Genomic DNA, 16,130 nt, shown 5'->3' with positions numbered 1-16,130 from the left:
TGGTCTCCGCGACCGGTTGTCTACTTCGCAGCGGAGCGTCCGACCGTCCACTGGCTGACGCCGTTGGTCCGCGACACCGGATGCGGTTTCGACGACGGCAGCAGCCACGGACGCTTGTTGATCGTGGAAGCGCCGTCGATCACGAACTTCATGGACTTGGCCAGCCGCATACTGAGGCAGGTGGAGCGGCAGTCCCCTCGCAGGTAGGTAGCTGTTGACGCATCGGCGGCCTTCGATCTTGAGCAGCATCCGTCGAACATGTCCCGGCTTCGGCGTGCAGAGCTACCTCTCGCGATCACTCGTCCTAGAGCTGCTTGATGACCTCCTCGGCCACGCGTTCTGCTGGCCGCAGCCGGGGATCCTCAGGGTGCGCGTGCGGACCAAGAAGCCTTGAGCAAACGAACAGCGCCATCAGCTTGCCGTCCCGGGTCTCGAAGTCGCGCCGGCGCTCCAACCGCAGAGCGCGATCAGCCAAGGCTGGGATCGCAAGGGAACTCGCCCACAATGTCGCGCTGTTCAGCCCCCAGCGGCGCGCTGCCCCAGTCCTCCCAGTCGAAGAGGCTGAACACCGGTGCGGTGATATTGGCCCAGTTCAGGTCCGCGTGAGCTGACACCCACCGCTCGACGGTCGTGTCGAAGTCCCCTGGGAAGACAATGCGGATAGACGCAGTGACGAGCTCCTGGGTGATGGTGACGGTGTCCGGCGTGGCGATCCGCCTCGTGGGCTGCAACGCCAGCGCGTCCAAAGTGGCGTTCAACGCCTTCCACCACTCGTTCGGAAGCTTCGGAGCCTCGCTCAGCACAGCGGTGCCGACAGGAGGGCGCGGCAGGAGATCGGTCTCGTCCGCCCGCCAGATCGCCGAGCCGTCTCCCGCTCGCCAGACCACACATCCGTGCCATTTATGCTGGGCGATGCCTCCGAGGCGTGCGGCACACTCTGTGCCGTTCCACCCCTGTTCTGGGATCTTGGCGAGTGCGCGCCGCTCCACCCGGACCCACGTCTCACGGTCTGTCCGGGCCCGACGGTCCGACGCTTGCGGATCACCGAATCCGGGAGTAGGGACACCTGGAGACATCGCTCAACCCGATCAAGAACCTCGTCGACCGGCTCCACCCGTAGATCAACTGGCTGCGTAGCGGGACTCGAGAGCGCCATACCGGCGACCGTAGCAGCGGAGCGAGCCCGGCTCAGGCGGTCGAGGCATCGGCGCAAGATGGCTGGCCTCTCAGGTTCGGTCCGCGGACAAAAGACGTTTCCGCCAGGGATGGTCTGGGGCGGTCACCGCGATCGAGTCCGCTAGCCAGACGCGTTGCGACTCGTCCAGGAGCGGCAACACCGCTTCGAAGTCAGTCTCGTCTTTGGCCCGTGTGGCCTTCGTCTTGTAGAAGAGCTGCACCTCGGGCGCAAGGTATGGGATTCCGGTCGGACTCCTCCGCCCCACTCGGCCGAGCGGAAGTCGGACCGCTGGGTTGCGCCGCGAGACCCACTGGGCGCCCTCGGCCTCGTCCAGCATGAGTTGCACTGACCAGGGTGCCTCACGTGTGCGTCTGCACCAGATGTCGTGGAGGGGCACCTCAAGCGTCTCTCCCGGACGCCAGGGACGCAGGTGCCCCGCGCCAGGCGGGTCCGCGACATGCATATCCCAGTCGTTCAGCAGGTCTCGCACGAGCGCTTGGTCGCGGCGGAGGACTAGGACGTCGAGATCGCCGTGCGGGCGTAGCTCGCGACCGACGGCGAGTTCGATCGCGTACCCGCCGGCGATCCACCACGGGAAGTCGGCTTCGGCGAACATCGCGGCCAGGTCCTCCGGGCGAGCCGGTACCCAGCGCCCCAGTTCGTGAACACTCACCCGTCCATGCTTTCAGCAGACGAGGCACTGGCGGAACATCGCAGGTGGTCAGGCTGCAGCTGTCGGCTATGGGGTGAGCCGGTTCGGTCCGCGGAAGAGGAAGGTGGCCTCGCGGATCGACTCCAGGCCGAGCATGACCATCAGTACGCGTCCGAGGCCCATGCCCAGACCGCCGTGCGGCGGGCACCCGTACCGGAACGCGTTCAGGTAGTCCCGCATCGGCTCCGGGCTCATGCCCTTCTCGGCGGCCTGCTTCAGCAACACGTCGTAGCGGTGCTCGCGCTGGGCGCCGGTGGTGATCTCCAGCCCCTTCCAGAGCAGGTCGAAGCTCAGGGTGACGCTCGGGTCGTCGGCCGGCCGCATGTGGTAGAAGGGCCGGATGCCCACCGGGTAGTGCGTGACGAACACGAACTCGTGGCCGGTGGCCTGCCGGATGTGGGCGCTGATACTCCGCTCACCCTCCGGGTCCAGGTCCTCCTTGACCCCTTCCGGGTCCCAGCCGCCCTCACGCAGGATGTCGTGCGCCTCGGCCATGGTGATGCGGGGGAAGGGCGTCGTGGGGACCGTGATCTCCACACCGAACTGCTCGCGGATGGCCTCGCCATGGGCGTCGGCGACCTTTGCGATGGCGTGGGTGAGCATCTGTTCCTCGAACGCCATGACGTCCTCGACGCCGTCGATCCAGGCGAGCTCGATGTCGACGCCGGTGAACTCGGTGGCGTGCCGGGAGGTGAACGACGGCTCGGCACGGAAGACGGGGCCGATCTCGAAGACCTTCTCGATGCCGGCCGAGATCGCCATCTGCTTGTAGAACTGGGGCGACTGGGCTAGGTAGGCGCTGCGGCCGAAGTAGCCGAGCTCGAAGACCTCCGCTCCGGATTCCGAGGCGGTGCCCATGAGCTTGGGGGTGTGCATCTCCGTGGAGCCCTGCGCGTAGGCGTACTCGCGCATCCCCTGTTCCAGGGTGGTCTGCACGGCGAACATCAGCTGGGCGGCGGGACGGCGGCGCACGTCCAGGAAGCGCCAGTCCAGCTGGTGCTCGATGCCCGTCTGCTCGTCGATCGGCAGCGGGGTGGCGGCCGGGTTCAGGATATCGACGGCCTTCGGAACGATCTCCAGGCCGCCGAGCTTGACCTGGGCGGCGTCCACGACCCGTCCGGTGATCTTGACGGCGGATTCGGGAGTGAGGGCTTGGAGCTGGGCCTCGAGCGGCCCGTTGTCACGCTTGTGGGTCACCTGCACCATGCCGGTTCCGTCGCGTACGACGACGAATTGCATCTTGCTCTGCAGGCGCAGGGTTCTCACCCAGCCGCAGACGGTGACGGTACGGCCGACGTGTTCTCTCAGGTCGGAGATGTGTACGCGGCTTTGGATCATTGCGGTCCTCCGAAGGACATCGTCATGATCCCTTAGGAGTGCGGGCGAGAAGGGCAACTCGCGGTACCACCGCACTTTCGCCGCCACCCGGTGGCGGCCTCGGTCGGGCCCGGTGACGGGGGCAGGCCGACGGGGCATTGGGCCATAAGAGTGGGCCGTTCCTCCCCGCGCTCGGGAGGGTCTTCGCCTCGGGGCGCGAGACCGCCTTCCCAGCTGCCGGCGGCTCTCTCTGCTCGCGTGGTCCCTGGCTACTCGTCTCCGTCAACGCGTTGCCCGGAAGGATACGGACGCCGCGATCGCGTCCGCAATCGAGAATGCGAGGGCAGGGTCGCGGGGGCTTTTTATCCGGCGCGGCATCGCACATCCATGCGAGCGTGGGGCGTGTCCGGGGGCTGCGGTCGAGGGGCGGCTGGAGCTGTGGCGAGCGGTCAGCCGAGGTAGGGGCACGCACCTGCAGTGGAAAGGGACGGGCGAGGGCGAGTACCGGGTCGGCCGAAAAACGTCGGTGCGGAGGTAGGGCGAGTGGTCCGAGGCGTAGGTCCGGCGTCGGTACCCTGGAGCGCATGTCTACTGCCCCGGTTCGCGTTCGTTTCGCCCCGTCTCCGACCGGCATGTTCCATGTCGGTGGTGCACGGTCCGCTCTCTACAACTGGGCGGTGGCGCGACAGTCCGGCGGCAGGTTCGTCCTGCGGATCGAGGACACCGACGCGGCCCGGAACAAGCCGGAGTGGACCGAGGGCATCATCAGCGCGCTCGCGGCGATCGGCATCCATGGCGAGGACCCGGCCTTCGAGGGGCCGTACTTCCAGTCGCACAACGCCGACCGGCACCGGGAAGCGGCTCAGGAGCTCTTCGCGGCCGGCCGGGCGTACTACTGCGACTGCACGCGGGAGCAGCTGAAGGAGCGCACGGGGTCGGAGCACCTCGGGTACGACGGGTTCTGCCGGGACCGGGGGCTGGCCTTCGAGGAGGGGCGGGCGCTGCGGTTCCGGACGCCGGACGAGGGTGAGACCGTTGTGGTCGACCTGGTCCGCGGGGAGCCGGCGTTCCCGAACAGCGCGATCGAGGACTTCGTGATCGCCCGTGGCGACGGGTCCCCGGTCTTTCTGATCGCCAACGTCGTGGACGACCTGGATGAGGGAATCACGCAGGTCATTCGTGGCGAGGAGCACCTGTCGAACACGCCGAAGCAGCAGCTGCTGTGGGAGGCGCTCGGTGCCAAGCCGCCCGTGTGGGCTCATCTGCCGGTGATCGTGAACGAGAAGCGGCAGAAGCTGTCGAAGCGCCGGGACAAGGTGGCGCTGGAGGACTACCTCGCCGAGGGCTTCCTGCCCGAGGCGATGGTGAACTACCTCATGCTGCTCGGCTGGGGCCCGGGTGACGACCGGGAGATCAGGCCGTACGAGGAGCTGGAGCAGCTCTTCCGGATCGAGGACGTGAACACCGCGCCGGCCTTCTTCGACGTGAAGAAGCTGACGGCGTTCAACGGCGAGTACATCCGCGCCCTGTCGCCGGAGCAGTTCGTCGCCGCCTGCGCGCCGTGGCTGGTCGCCCCGTACGCGCCGTGGCGGCCGGAGGCGTTCGACAAGGACGTCTTCGAGGCGGCGGCTTCCCTTGCACAGACCCGGCTGGCGCTGCTTTCCGAGATCACCAGCTATGTGGACTTCCTGTTCCTCGACGAGCCGGTCGAGGACGAGGCGTCGTGGAACAAGGCGATGAAGGCGGGCGCCGGCGACATCCTGTCGGACGCCCGCGCCGAGCTGGCCGACGTCGCGGACTGGAAGGCGGATGACCTGAAGGCCGTCCTGCTCGCCGTCGGCGAGAAGCACGGGCTGAAGCTGGGCAAGGCCCAGGCACCCATCCGGGTCGCGGTCACCGGCCGGACGATCGGACTCCCGCTGTTCGAGTCCATGGAGTTGCTCGGCCGGGACCGCGTGCTGGCCCGTCTGGACGCCGCCAGCAAGAAGCTGGCCGCGCAGGCTTAGCCGCTGGTCAGGCGACCTCCGCCAGGAGGTGGCCCCAGGCGTCGCCGAAATAGGTCAGGTCGAACCGGGCCAGGGCCTCGTACGCCGCCTTGGCCTCGGTGTGGCGTGTCGCCGCGCGTTCCCGGACCTGTGCCGGGAGGCGGCGGAGGTCCGGGGCCGGCTGGCGAGCCAGCGCGGCGAGGTCGCCCAGGCCGGCCACCGGGCGGATGAGGCAGGGCAGGCCGAGAAGTAATGCCTCGGCGGCGCAGCGGCTCCAGCCCTCCCGCATCCGCGGGAGGAAGACACCGACGTCACAGGCGCGCAGCAGACGCAGGTACCGCTCCCGCTCGACGTCGTAGTGCGCGCTGTCCAGGCCGATGGTGTTGCTGCCGCTGGTGATCACTCGCAGTCCGGGAACGCCGACCAGGGCCGCCGAGACCTCCTCGGTCCCCTTCCAGTGCACGGCCTTGCCCGCGTAGATGCCGACCACGTCGGGTGGCAGACCGAACTCGGCGCGGCACTCGGCCCGGTCGTAACCGCGTGCCTGCTCTACTTCGGCCATGTCGAAGGCGTTGTAGATCACCCGTACGTTGCGGACGCCTCGGGCGCGGAGCTGGTCGGCCCAGTACGGGGCGACGCACACCACGGCGGCGCACTGCGGCAGAACGCGGAACAGCCTCTCCCAGAGCATGGCCTCGATGGGGGCGGAGTCGTGTTGGAGCGGCTCGTAGTGGTGCAGGAGGAACACGGTGCGGGCGCGCATCTCGGGCGTGAACAGCAGCAGGCTCAGGTCGTCCCATACGAAGGTGCCGGTGGTGCCGTGCAGCGCCCGTATGGAAGGGGCCAGGCGGGCGAGGTGGCGGAGCTTGCGCCAGCGGCGGACCCGGTAGGTCCGCTTGTGGTCCGGGACGGTGCGCCATTCCACGTCGTCGGCTGTCACCTCGTGGAGCATCCGTAGGTAGACCCGGCCGCCGGTCCGGCCGACCGGCTCCATCGAGTAGACGACCCGTTTCACGGACGTACCTCCTGTATGTGGTGGACGTACTCGGCGTGCAGTCGCGTGTGCATGGTCTCCAGATGGGGGCCGAGGCCGCGGGCGGCGTCGGCGAGGGGGAGGTGGAAATCGCCCAAGGTCTGGAGGAACCGTCGACGTCGGTCGAGGTTCGGGGACGCGGCGAGGTCGCGCAGGTTGTGCAGGCGGTCGGCGAGCCGGACGAGGAGGCCCTCGGGCGGGAGCGCGGCCTGCTTCGCGCGCCAGCGGGTCTCGTCGCCGACGGACTTCGTGCGCTGTTCGAGGCGGTGGTCGGCCGTCATGGCACGCAGGCGTGCGGTGAACGGGCCGCCGAGGTGATGGACGAGCAGTGCCTCCGACTCAGGGGACACCTCCAAGGCGTCATGGAGGAGAGCGAGGAGGAGCGTCTCGGGGTGACGGACGCCGATCTCCGTTCGCAGGAGCCTGACGACTGCCAGCGGGTGTTCCAGGTATGGGGTGCCCTGGTCACGGGTGTGGCAGTCGTAGACCGTGAGCGCGAGGCCAGCGGCCACGCGGGCGCGGGACTGCTCGTCCGGGCTCCACGCGGCGGCACCGAGCACGGTCAGGACGTGGTCGAGGTCGATGGGGTCCATCCGCCTCACCTTGTACGAAGAGACGCGGTACGAGGGTCGGGGACGTGGTCGGCGAGCATCAGGGTGTCCCCGACGGCGAGGGCGTCGAGGCTCAGGTCCACCGCCGCTGCCACGGCTTGCCCAGCGGTCCGCAGGATCGGGGCACCTTTGCGGTTGAGGGATGTGTTCAGCAGCAGCGGCAGTCCGGTGAGGTCGCGGAACTGCTCAAGGAGATCGCGTAGGCCCTGGTGGTCAGCGGCGACGGACTGGACGCGGGCGGTGCCGTCGTGGTGGGTGACCGCCGCGACTCGGTCGGCTCGGCACCGTCGGACGGTGGCGACGCGGTTCATGAAGGGGTCGCCCGTCGACATGAACCATTCCGTGGCGTGCTCGGCGAGGACGGCCGGCGCGAACGGGCGGTACGCGGCTCGCCTCTTGATCGCGTTGAGTCGGTCCCGCGTGGCGGCGTGACCGGGGTGGGCGAGGATCGAGCGATGGCCGAGGGCACGCGGCCCGAACTCGAGCTGTCCCCGCACCCAGCCCACGATGCGGTGCTCGGCGAGCAGTGCCGCCACTGTGGGTGCCAGTTCGGGCCCGAGGTGGGGCAAGGCGTGGTAGCCGGACGGCACGGTTGTCGTCGGCAACGCACCCGGATCGGGGCCCCAGGCCGCGTCGGTCGGCACCGGCAGGCGTTCCTGTCCGAGCTGGTAGTGCCAGCCGTAGAGCGCGGCGCCCACGGCTGTGCCGGCGTCGTGCGGGGCCGGTGCGACGAAGAGCGTGTCAAAGCCGCTGTCGATGGCCAGCTGGCCGTTGAGGTGGGAGTTCAGGGCGCATCCGCCCGAGAACACCAACGCTGAGGCCCGAGTGAGTCGTTGCAGGTGGCGAGCGATGTGGACGACCGAGTCGGCGAAGACCTCCTGGACGGCGGCGGCCAGGTCGGCCCGCTTGTGTTCCGGCTGTTCCGCGACGTTGTCGGTGGTCCAGGCCCGGCCATCCAGGAGCAGCGGTGTGCCCCTGTCCGCCGAACCCCACGGGTGATCGATACGGACCTCGCCCTCATTGCCGAGCCGGACCAGTTCGCGGATGTGCGCTCCGTAGCGCTGGGGATCGCCGAAGGCGGCGAGCGCCATCATGCTGCCCTCGGGCTCGTCGCCGGGTGGGATCACCCGCCGGGCGAGGTTCCGGTAGAAGTGCCCGAGGGAGGAGTGGACGCGCCTGGGGCCGACCGGGCCCGGCACGACGGCCGGCATGCCCTGGTGGAGGCGGTCGATGCGATCGGGCCACAGGTCGTACCCCGTGATGCGCTCCCGGCCTGGTCCGAAGTCGGAGCCCAGGGAGGAGCCGCCGGCGTCGATGACGAGGCCAGCGGCGTGCTCGTGCCCGGAGAGCAGGTAGCCGGAGAGCACGTGGGCCGTGTGGTGGGAGAGGAGGCGGAGGTATTCGCCGAGCGGAGCGGGCAGGAGGGCGGCGAGTTCCTCCCGCTCCTCGGCCAGCCACCAGCCGGCCGCGGGGTTGGGACGCATGGAGGCGGCCCAGACGGCGTCAACGTCCTCCGGTTCGATGCCGGCGGCCTCCAGGCACCACTGGAGCGCGCGAGTCGGGGCCGTGAGCGTGCCCTTGCGGGTGGGGTGGTTGTGCTTGATGCCGCTCCAGCGTTCCTCTTCGGCCGCGTAGATGCGGCCGTCGACGACTAACGCGGCGGCCGTGTCGTGGTGGAAGTTCAGTCCGAGGACTGCGGGCATGGCGGTGTACCTCCCGATCAGCCGGTGAGGGCGGGGACGATTGCGGCGCCGGAGTCGGTGTACTCGTGGCAGCGCAGGCAGAACCGGAAGTGGTGCCCCCGGGGCGCGAACACCCTGGCCGCGAAGTCCTCGTCCCAGATGCTGAACTCGCTGTCATCCTTCGCCATGGCGTTGAAACAGCGGTAGCAGGAGCCGTCCATCTCGATCATCAGGTGCTGGTCGAGGTAACGGTCGCAGAGACCACGCAGCTCGTTCGCGGGCTGGCCGACGTCGACGTGGTGCACGTGGTTGGTGACGTGGACGGCGCCGTACTTCTCGCACAGCGTCCCGAGCTGCGTTAGCCGGGTGGCACTGATGCCTTCCAGGACGCTGTTGACGACCACGGTCTTGCCGGCTTCGCGGAGGCGGGGCACGACGGCGTGCACCTCGTCGTAGTTCCCGTGTTCGTCGTCGCAGCCGATGAGGATCTGGTCGTAGAAGCGGAGGGTCGCGTCCATGATCGGCTTGTTGCGGGCCAGGGTGATGGCGTTCGTGCCCAGGACCATGACCTTGTCCGGCAGCCGCGTGCGGGCGGTGTCGCTGAGCGCAGGAAATTCCCGGTGCACGGTGGGTTCGCCGCCGTTGATGTGCAGCTGCTGGAAGGGGATGGTCTCCAGTCGTGTCAAGACGGTGGAGAACAGCTCCAGGGACATGTTCTCGCCCTGGGCGCCGTCGGCGAAGATGCAGAAGTCGCAGTGCCGGTTGCACTTCGTGGTGATCTTGACCTTCGCCGTTTTCAGGGTGCGGGGCACCGGCGCACGCGCGGTCATGGCGAGACTCCTTGGGTCAGAGGTGGACGTCGTCGGGGGTGAAGCTCAGGAAGTCCTGGACGGTGGTCTTCTGCTGGTGCCAGCGCGCGATGGTTGCGCGCAGGGCGTCGGCGGTGGTCGGTCCGGTGGGGATCAACGCCGCCATCCGGGCGGCCAGCCGCTGGGCGGGAGTGGTCTCCTCGGCCGCGAGCACGGTCAGGGTTTGCGAGGCGGAGCGGAGTTCCTTCGCCTCCCGCCGGACCAGGTACTCGGTCGCCACGCCGGGTGGCGGATCGAGGTAGTACAGCCAGCGGGCGACGCGCACGCGGAGCATCCCGGCGGTCATCACCCAGTCGGTACGGGCGTGTTCCTGGCCTTGGCCGTCGGCGCGATCCCCATCGGGAACGCGGCGCATGGCCGCCTCCAGGGCGACGTGTGCCGCGCGGAGCAGGTGGCGCGGACTCCGTGGGCGGGCACCGGAGAGGTGCGCCGAGTGCCGGAGGAACAGCTCGGCGTATCCCTCCAGTCCCTCTGGCCGCCACTGGGTGAGAGCCGCCGTCTTTCCGGGGCAGCGGGTCCGTGTCGCGAGCGCGGCGGCGGCGAACCAACAGGGGGCGAGGTAGTGCCAGGCCACGCAGTGGCGCCGGTACGCGGCGATGTCCTCGACCACGTTGTCCGTGCTGTCCGCGGCCAGCTGGTATCGGCCGCCCATCCGGGCCTGGAGGATTCCCCGGTAGAACCGCTCGTCAACGGCGCACCAGGGCGCCATCTGAGCCCGGGACTTCCAGCGCTGGAAGTCCCGCACGCTTCCGCTGATCAGCGACCAGGTCGCCAGTTCCGGCGAGGAGACGAGTCGCCCGTCCGCCTCGGTCACGGTGAACGCGAAGCCGGGCGGGTGCTCCAGGAGACGTCGATGGGAGACCTCCCGTCTGACCGCGGCGGCGTGTGCGGCGGCCAGACGGTGGTTCCATTCCTCCCAGTCCGCAGGTGCCTGGCGCAAGAGGACGCGTACGTCGATGTCGGAGTGCGGAGCCAGCAGGTCGGCCGACTGCCACTTGTGGGTGAGCATCACGGCCCCGACGCCGTGAGCGTCCAGCTCCCGTTCGTACAGAGCGCCGAGCCCCTGGTAGAGAGGCGGCGCGTCGACCACGGCCATCACCGCCCCCCGGTGGAGGCGCGGGCGCACGAGGGGCCGGCCGCTTCAGCGGGCATGACGGGGAGCAGAGGCAGGACCGGAGTTCCTTGGGGACGCTCCATCCGGTCCCAGCGCAAGTCGTAGTCGACGTAGTGGAAGCCCTGCCAGGCGTCGTTGGTGTTGCGGTCGAGCATCGCCTGGAAGAGGTGGGCGAAGGCGTCGCCCAGGGTGCCGTCGGCGAGGTGGGGCTTCAGCGGGATGTCGCGGTTGTGCAGGATGCAGGGCCGCGCCACGCCCGTGGGCGTGATCTTGATTCGGTTGGCGTCGGAGCAGGTGGCGCAGCTGGAGTTGGAGATGAAGCCGATCGACCCTGCCCAGCCGTCGGGACGGAGGTACCGCCCGGGGCTGCGGACGCCCAGCTGGTCCCGGGAGACTTCGCCGGCGTCCGCGAACCACTCCTGGAGGCGGTCGCGGACCTCTGCCTCGGTGATGAACTCGGTGTCGAAGAGCGCCTGGGCAGGGCCGATGTTCTGGAGTTCGATCAGGCGGACGGCGACGGGCAGGTCGCGGGCGAGTTCGGCCACGGCGAAGGCGTCGTCCAGGTAGGTGCGCTGAAGAACGCAGTTGATCTTCACTCGCAGGCCGAGGGAGAGGGCGGCGTCGAGGGCGCTCCGGGTGGCGCGCGGGTCGCCACCGCCCATGATCGCGGCGGACCGCGCCGGGTCGAGGCTGTGGAGGCTGAGGTTGAGGTACGTCAGGCCGGCGCGGCGAAGCTGTTCGACGCTCAGCCCCCGACGTAGGTTGCCGTGGCTGGTCATGCCGATCGCGGCGTCGGGCCCGAGGCCGTCAGCGAGGCCCGCGATGACGTCGAGGATGTCCGCTCGAAGGGTCGGTTCACCGCCGGAGCAGTGCGCCTTCCTGATCTTCCAGGCCCCGGCCTCGGTGGCGATGGCCGCGTAGTCGGAGGCGGTCAGGGGCCGGTCCTTGTGCCCGTAGTCCGGCATGCACCGCGGCTTGCAGAAGACGCAGTCCAGGTTGCACAGCGAGTTCAGGGTGAAGGCCAGGTAGGGGTGGTTGCGGCCTGCGGCGGCGAAGGCGGCGGCCAGGTCGTCGTGGTCTGCGGTGGGCATTGGTCAGCCTCCTACGAGCGGAGAGCGGGTGTCGGGCGCCTCGGCCAAGCCGTTGAGGGGATGGCCCGAGAGGTAGCGGTGCAGGTTGTCGGCGAAGAACGCGACCGCCTCGTCCATGTACGCGCGGCATAACACCGAGCTTTTCGGGGTGAGTACGACCCGGGGGTGGAGCCGTAGCGGATGGCGGGCGGGCAGCGGTTTCGGATCGAACACGTCCAGGGCCGCGCCGCGCAGGTGGCCGGTGTCGAGGGAGGCCAGGAGGGCCGGCTGGTCGACGGTTGCCGCGCGGCCTAGGTTGAGGAAGAGAGAGCGGGGCTTGCACGCCGAGAAGAGGTTGTGGTCGAAGTAGCGATCCGTCGCCGAGGTCGCGGGCAGCAGATTGACCACTACGTCGGCGATGGACACCGCCTGGTGCACCGCCGTCGTGTGCACCCACGTGATCCCGCCCTCGGAAGCCGCAGGTGGTGTCCGGCGCACTCCGATGACGTTCATGCCGAAGGCCCGAGCGGCCTGGGCGAGGTGGCGTCCGACGCTGCCGCAGCCGACGATGGTCATCGTCGCCCCCGCCAGGTCGAAGAACTCCTCGGCCAGGTCGTCCTTCCACCAGGCACGGTTCCGCTGGACGCGCTGGCTGATGAACAACCCGCGCGAGAAACCCAGGACCAAGCCCATGGCGTGCTCGGCCATGGGCCTGCCGTGGAAGCCGTACGAGCGGGTCAGGGCCACCCCGACCGAGCGCGCCTCGGCGACCGGCAGATGGTCGGTGCCGGCGGCCGGGGAAGCGATCCACTTCAGATGTGGCGCGGCGAACAGCCACGAGGGCGCGAATTGCCACCCGAAGTAGACGTGTGCGTCGGCCAGCTGGTTCGGCACGGCCGCCTCGGTTGCCCTGCGGAACTCGAGGCCGGGGAAGGCGGCGGACAGCGCACGCTCGTGCTCGGAGGACAGCCGCCAGAAGGAGTGCGGGGACTCTAGGCTGATCAGCACCACCGGCTGTCTCATCGCGCGCGGCCCTCCGCGGTGGCTGACCGCGCCAGCGCCCAAGGGGCGATGCGGTTCATGACGGAACCGACGCTAACCTCGTAGTCGTGGCGGGAGCGCACCAAGGCCGCCCCGGCGCTCCGGAGCCGATCGCGTTCTCGGGGCAGGACGGTCAGGGCCCTGTGCAGGGCGGACGCCAGGGACCTGGGGTCCTGCGGTGCGGCCGTGAAGCCGGTCTCGCCGTCGATGACGGTCTGAGCCAGGCCGCCGGCCGTGGTCGCGACCACCGGGCCCGCACCGGCTGCGAACGCCTCCAGGGGTATCCGGCCAAAGGGCTCCTCGCGAGAGGGAACGATGACCGCGCGCAGGGCCGGGCTGTGCAGCCAGGCACGGATCGCGGGGGTGAAGCGAGTGATCAGAGTCGCGTCCAGATCGTGCGCGCGGATGTGTGCCGCCAGGTCCTGCTGGTACGAGGAGGGGTGCTGGTGTTCCTCCGAGGTCACGGCGGCCAGCACCAGGTGAGGAATGGGGACACCGCGTTCCTTCAGCAGGCGCAACGCCTCCAGGAGGTCTTCGAAGCCTTTCGTCGGGACTGCGCGGCCCATGGCGAGAAGGAACCCGGCGCGGGCCTTGAAAGGCAGCGGCAGAGCCGTGGCCGGCCTGACCATCTCCTCACGGATCAGCCCGTTAGGGATGCTCACGATGCTCGCCCGAGGCACGCCGTAGTTGACGACGAGGTGGCCTCGCATGTGGAAGGAGATGGCCCCGACGCGTCCGCCTCGGAGTGTCGCCGCTCGCAGGGCGTCGCGCTCCCAGCGGACGCGGGAGACATCCTTGGGCCGCGTCAGCACGGTTGTGGAGCGGGGCACGAGCAGCAGGTCCGTGGTCGGCGACGTGTAGGGGGCGAGCCCGAGGAACGGGATGTCCAGGCCGATGAGGAGGCACCGGCTCGCGCGCTCGGCGATGCGCATGACCGCCTCGCCCGCCAGGTCGCACAACTGGATCGAACCGCGGACCGAGTCCGGCGGCGCGTCGACCTTGGGGATCGTGACGACCTCGGCTGCGGCCTGTCGCAGCATCTGCCGGACCTCGTCGGCCCACCGCTGATCGTGCGCTCCCGCGGTCTCGGGCACGTGCGGGGTGATCACTGAGAGGCGGCCTGTCGGCAGGAGCCGGGCCAGTGACGTGAGGAAGGCGCGGTTGCTGAAGCCGGTGCCCGACTCCGCGCCGTAGAAGCCCTCGTGGAGGGCGACGACGACCCGGGGCTGGCGAGCGGCCTCCGGCGCGGCCGTGGGCGTGGGCGGGGGCGGTGGGGTCGCATGGTCGATGCGCACTATTTGTTGCCTCCTTGGCGGACGGGCTTCTGTCGGCGTGGACATCAGGCGCCGGGGGACGAAGAGCACGGCCTATGGGTGAGTCGGCACCAGGCACGAGAGCCGTTGGTGCCAGTCGTCAGCGACCAGGCATCGGCCAAGGCATCGACGATGACCAGTCCCCGTCCTGATTCGGCTTGGTCGTCGGGAGCGGTAGGAGAAGCGGGTGCGGGGCGGGAACAGCCGCCGTCGGTGACGGTGATCTCGATCTCCAGGCCGACGCTGGCCAGACTCCTGCGGTCGACGCACAGAACCAACGGCGGACTGCCCGAGACGAAGGCGTTCGTCGCGAGCTCCGACCCGATCAGGCGGGCGTCAGCAAGTACGTCCGTCTCAGTGCCGCGCAGCGCCAGCGTTACGGCGCCCCGGGCGACCTCGGCCGCTTCCGGTCCGTACGGCAGATCCGTGATCAGGGTCATCGTGCTGTCGCCAGCGACGCGCCCGCGTCCGGGGGCGGAGGTTGGTCGTCCGGCGTCACGGTCCAGCACATCGCCCGGTCGGCCTGGGGAGGTGCTCGTGTGCTGTTTCAAGGCCCACCTCTTTCTCCGTCGGCTCGGAAGACGGGCGCCTCCGCCGGGATCCAAGAACACAGGAGGGGGACGGTCAGACAGGACCCGATCAGTGGGTCAACTCGGTCAACTTCCATGCGACGGTGGTGAATCGTCCGTCCAGGGGCATCACCATGGGGCCCGCGAAGTGATGGACGAACCACTGGAGCGAAGGGTGGTCGCACGTGGCACCGCAGACAGGCGAGCCCAATGTCGTACTGGCGGGGTGCCTCGACGAACTCGGGTGGAGCCCGAAGGCGCTCGCTCGCAAGCTCAACCGAGTGTTCGGCGCGGGGACGGTGGCCGAGTCGGCGCCGTACCACTGGCGGGATGCCGGCTCCCTGCCGCGCTCGCCATTGCCGATGATGGCCGCCTACGTGCTCTCCCAGGAGCTGGGTAGAAATGTCTCGGTGGCCGAACTCTGGCAGGGCCGTGTGGGCGACTCGTCAGCGCTCGTCCCCGCGGACACGGATCTCGCGCGACCCTGGACCGTGCAGGGCATGGAGGCGATCGTGGAGGACTGGGTGATGGGAGGGCTCGTCGACCGTCGCCGGTTCCTCGCGATCTCGGGCGCGGGACTCCTCGCGATCGTCGCCCAGTACCTCGACGGCACCGCGGGACGCGGTCAGTACACGCCCCGAATGACGTCGTCGCTCGGCACCGATCCGCTCGTGGACCAGGTCGAGCAGCACCTTCCCATGCTCCAGTTGCTCGACGACGAGCACGGAGGGGCACGTCATCTGCCCTACGTCGGAGCACAGTTCCGGGCTGTCGGGCTGCTGATTCGCGAAGGCGGCCACTCTCCGGCTGTCGCGAGCCGTCTGATCCGCGCGCTCGCGGAGATCGGCCAGCTGGCCGGCTGGATGGCCTTCGACGCGGCCGATCACGGACTGGCGCAGCGCTACTTCGTCACGGCGCTCCGGGCCGCGCATCAGGTAAACGATCTTCCCCTGTGCGCCCACATCCTGGGCGACCTCTCCTTCCAGGCGGCGAGTCGAGGACACCCCGCGGACGCCATCGCCCTCGGAGAGGCCGCCCGCCGTGCGAGTGACGCCGCCCCGCTGGCCGTCCGGGCGTCCGTCCTGTCCCGGCTCGCCTACGCGTACGCCGCCGCCGGCCGTGACAACGACTTCGCCCACACTCGTGGCGCTGCCCGCGAACTGATCGCAAGCCGGGACGGCGGCCAAGAAGAGCCTCGCTGGATGTACTTCCTCACCGACAACCACCTGGACTGTCAGGCCGGTTACGGCCTCATCCAGATGGGTCGTGCACAGCAGAAGGCGGAGAGCGGAAAGAAGAGCCGCCGCTTCCTCGCTCAAGGAACCGAGATGCTCAGATCCGGGGCGTACGACGTCCCGCGCGGCGACCCCAGCCAGCGCCGAGCCATGTTCGAGGGAGCCTGGCTGGCCCTGGGCCACAGCGCCCACGGAGACCTGGAGGCAGCCTGCGAGATCGGCCAGATCGCCGCCGACCGCCTCGATGTCGTCCGCTCGCCTCGCAGCGCGGCGCTGCTCCACCAGCTTGCCGCCGACCTCCGCCGCCGTCAGCGCAACCCTCACGTGCGCGGCTTCCTGCCAGCCCTGGAGGACGCCCTCGCCCAACACGCCCCATCGACGCAACCCGGCCGTTAGGGTCAG

The 16,130-nt window shown here is 69.4% G+C and carries 14 protein-coding genes and 1 pseudogene; 3 read left to right on the top strand and 12 right to left on the bottom strand.

What is annotated here, in order from left to right; all coding sequences use genetic code 11:
* Positions 1-207: hypothetical protein (locus tag QK442_RS24440; RefSeq protein ID WP_282696183.1), on the top strand; the 207-nt coding region annotated here is incomplete at its 5' end.
* 97 nt (positions 208-304) lie between these two features.
* On the opposite strand, the pseudogene QK442_RS24435 reads toward QK442_RS24440, so the two are convergent.
* The 3 genes and pseudogenes from QK442_RS24435 to aspS form a co-directional block, all read right to left on the bottom strand.
* A pseudogene (locus tag QK442_RS24435) lies at positions 305-1,156 on the bottom strand (hypothetical protein).
* A gap of 70 nt (positions 1,157-1,226) precedes the next feature.
* Positions 1,227-1,793, bottom strand: coding sequence for an amino acid transporter (locus QK442_RS24430; RefSeq protein ID WP_282696182.1), 567 nt, complete (start codon positions 1,791-1,793; stop codon positions 1,227-1,229).
* Positions 1,794-1,916: 123 nt separating this feature from the next.
* Positions 1,917-3,227: an aspartate--tRNA(Asn) ligase gene (aspS, locus tag QK442_RS24425; protein WP_282696181.1), complete on the bottom strand. Its 1,311-nt coding sequence runs from the start codon at positions 3,225-3,227 to the stop codon at positions 1,917-1,919.
* Positions 3,228-3,838: 611 nt separating this feature from the next.
* Here aspS and gltX point away from each other — a divergent pair.
* Positions 3,839-5,212, top strand: a complete 1,374-nt coding sequence (gene gltX / locus QK442_RS24420) for a glutamate--tRNA ligase (RefSeq protein ID WP_282696192.1) — start codon at positions 3,839-3,841, stop codon at positions 5,210-5,212.
* A 7-nt stretch (positions 5,213-5,219) separates the two neighbouring features.
* On the opposite strand, the gene QK442_RS24415 is transcribed toward gltX, so the two are convergent.
* The 9 genes from QK442_RS24415 to QK442_RS24375 are packed head-to-tail and all read right to left on the bottom strand — an operon-like array spanning position 5,220 to position 14,364.
* Positions 5,220-6,206 carry a glycosyltransferase gene (locus QK442_RS24415; protein ID WP_282696180.1) on the bottom strand — a complete coding sequence of 329 codons (987 nt, stop codon included), beginning with the start codon at positions 6,204-6,206 and terminating at the stop codon, positions 5,220-5,222.
* The gene (locus tag QK442_RS24410; protein WP_282696179.1) at positions 6,203-6,817 is read right to left on the bottom strand and encodes an HD domain-containing protein; all 615 of its coding nucleotides are present in this window, start codon (positions 6,815-6,817) and stop codon (positions 6,203-6,205) included. The genes QK442_RS24415 and QK442_RS24410 overlap by 4 nt, the downstream gene beginning before the upstream one ends.
* 5 nt (positions 6,818-6,822) lie before the next feature.
* Positions 6,823-8,538 carry a carbamoyltransferase C-terminal domain-containing protein gene (locus QK442_RS24405; RefSeq protein ID WP_282696178.1) on the bottom strand — a complete coding sequence of 572 codons (1,716 nt, stop codon included), beginning with the start codon at positions 8,536-8,538 and terminating at the stop codon, positions 6,823-6,825.
* 17 nt (positions 8,539-8,555) lie between these two features.
* Complete coding sequence (locus QK442_RS24400; RefSeq protein WP_282696177.1) at positions 8,556-9,347, bottom strand: radical SAM protein; 792 nt, start codon at positions 9,345-9,347, stop codon at positions 8,556-8,558.
* A gap of 16 nt (positions 9,348-9,363) precedes the next feature.
* On the bottom strand, positions 9,364-10,482 hold the full coding sequence (locus QK442_RS24395) for a hypothetical protein (protein WP_282696176.1): 1,119 nt from the start codon (positions 10,480-10,482) through the stop codon (positions 9,364-9,366).
* Positions 10,482-11,591 carry a radical SAM protein gene (locus tag QK442_RS24390; RefSeq protein WP_282696175.1) on the bottom strand — a complete coding sequence of 370 codons (1,110 nt, stop codon included), beginning with the start codon at positions 11,589-11,591 and terminating at the stop codon, positions 10,482-10,484. Before QK442_RS24390 ends, QK442_RS24395 begins: the two co-directional genes overlap by 1 nt.
* 3 nt (positions 11,592-11,594) lie before the next feature.
* The gene (locus QK442_RS24385; protein ID WP_282696174.1) at positions 11,595-12,593 is read right to left on the bottom strand and encodes a D-2-hydroxyacid dehydrogenase; all 999 of its coding nucleotides are present in this window, start codon (positions 12,591-12,593) and stop codon (positions 11,595-11,597) included.
* Positions 12,590-13,906, bottom strand: a complete 1,317-nt coding sequence (locus QK442_RS24380; RefSeq protein WP_282696173.1) for a glycosyltransferase family 4 protein — start codon at positions 13,904-13,906, stop codon at positions 12,590-12,592. The genes QK442_RS24385 and QK442_RS24380 overlap by 4 nt, the downstream gene beginning before the upstream one ends.
* 44 nt (positions 13,907-13,950) lie before the next feature.
* The gene (locus tag QK442_RS24375; RefSeq protein ID WP_282696172.1) at positions 13,951-14,364 is read right to left on the bottom strand and encodes an ATP-binding protein; all 414 of its coding nucleotides are present in this window, start codon (positions 14,362-14,364) and stop codon (positions 13,951-13,953) included.
* Positions 14,365-14,678: 314 nt separating this feature from the next.
* Here QK442_RS24375 and QK442_RS24370 point away from each other — a divergent pair, with 314 nt between their 5' ends.
* Positions 14,679-16,124: a carph-isopro domain-containing protein gene (locus QK442_RS24370; protein ID WP_282696171.1), complete on the top strand. Its 1,446-nt coding sequence runs from the start codon at positions 14,679-14,681 to the stop codon at positions 16,122-16,124.
* The last annotated feature ends 6 nt before the right edge of the window (positions 16,125-16,130 follow it).

The organism is Streptomyces sp. CC208A, assembly GCF_030010625.1.
Classification (GTDB): domain Bacteria; phylum Actinomycetota; class Actinomycetes; order Streptomycetales; family Streptomycetaceae; genus Streptomyces.
The sequence above is the reverse complement of the archived record's forward strand: the minus strand, read 5'-3'. Positions and strand labels throughout refer to the sequence as shown.

Excerpts from the sequence above, each read along its gene's own strand:
- aspS (WP_282696181.1), bottom strand. The coding sequence starts at position 3,227 with ATGATCCAAAGCCGCGTACACATCTCCGACCTGAGAGAACACGTCGGC.
- QK442_RS24405 (WP_282696178.1), bottom strand. The coding sequence starts at position 8,538 with ATGCCCGCAGTCCTCGGACTGAACTTCCACCACGACACGGCCGCCGCG.
- QK442_RS24390 (WP_282696175.1), bottom strand. The coding sequence starts at position 11,591 with ATGCCCACCGCAGACCACGACGACCTGGCCGCCGCCTTCGCCGCCGCA.
- QK442_RS24385 (WP_282696174.1), bottom strand. The coding sequence starts at position 12,593 with ATGAGACAGCCGGTGGTGCTGATCAGCCTAGAGTCCCCGCACTCCTTC.
- QK442_RS24400 (WP_282696177.1), bottom strand. The coding sequence starts at position 9,347 with ATGACCGCGCGTGCGCCGGTGCCCCGCACCCTGAAAACGGCGAAGGTC.
- QK442_RS24430 (WP_282696182.1), bottom strand. The coding sequence starts at position 1,793 with ATGTTCGCCGAAGCCGACTTCCCGTGGTGGATCGCCGGCGGGTACGCG.
- QK442_RS24375 (WP_282696172.1), bottom strand. The coding sequence starts at position 14,364 with ATGACCCTGATCACGGATCTGCCGTACGGACCGGAAGCGGCCGAGGTC.
- QK442_RS24410 (WP_282696179.1), bottom strand. The coding sequence starts at position 6,817 with ATGGACCCCATCGACCTCGACCACGTCCTGACCGTGCTCGGTGCCGCC.
- gltX (WP_282696192.1), top strand. The coding sequence starts at position 3,839 with ATGTTCCATGTCGGTGGTGCACGGTCCGCTCTCTACAACTGGGCGGTG.
- QK442_RS24395 (WP_282696176.1), bottom strand. The coding sequence starts at position 10,482 with ATGGCCGTGGTCGACGCGCCGCCTCTCTACCAGGGGCTCGGCGCTCTG.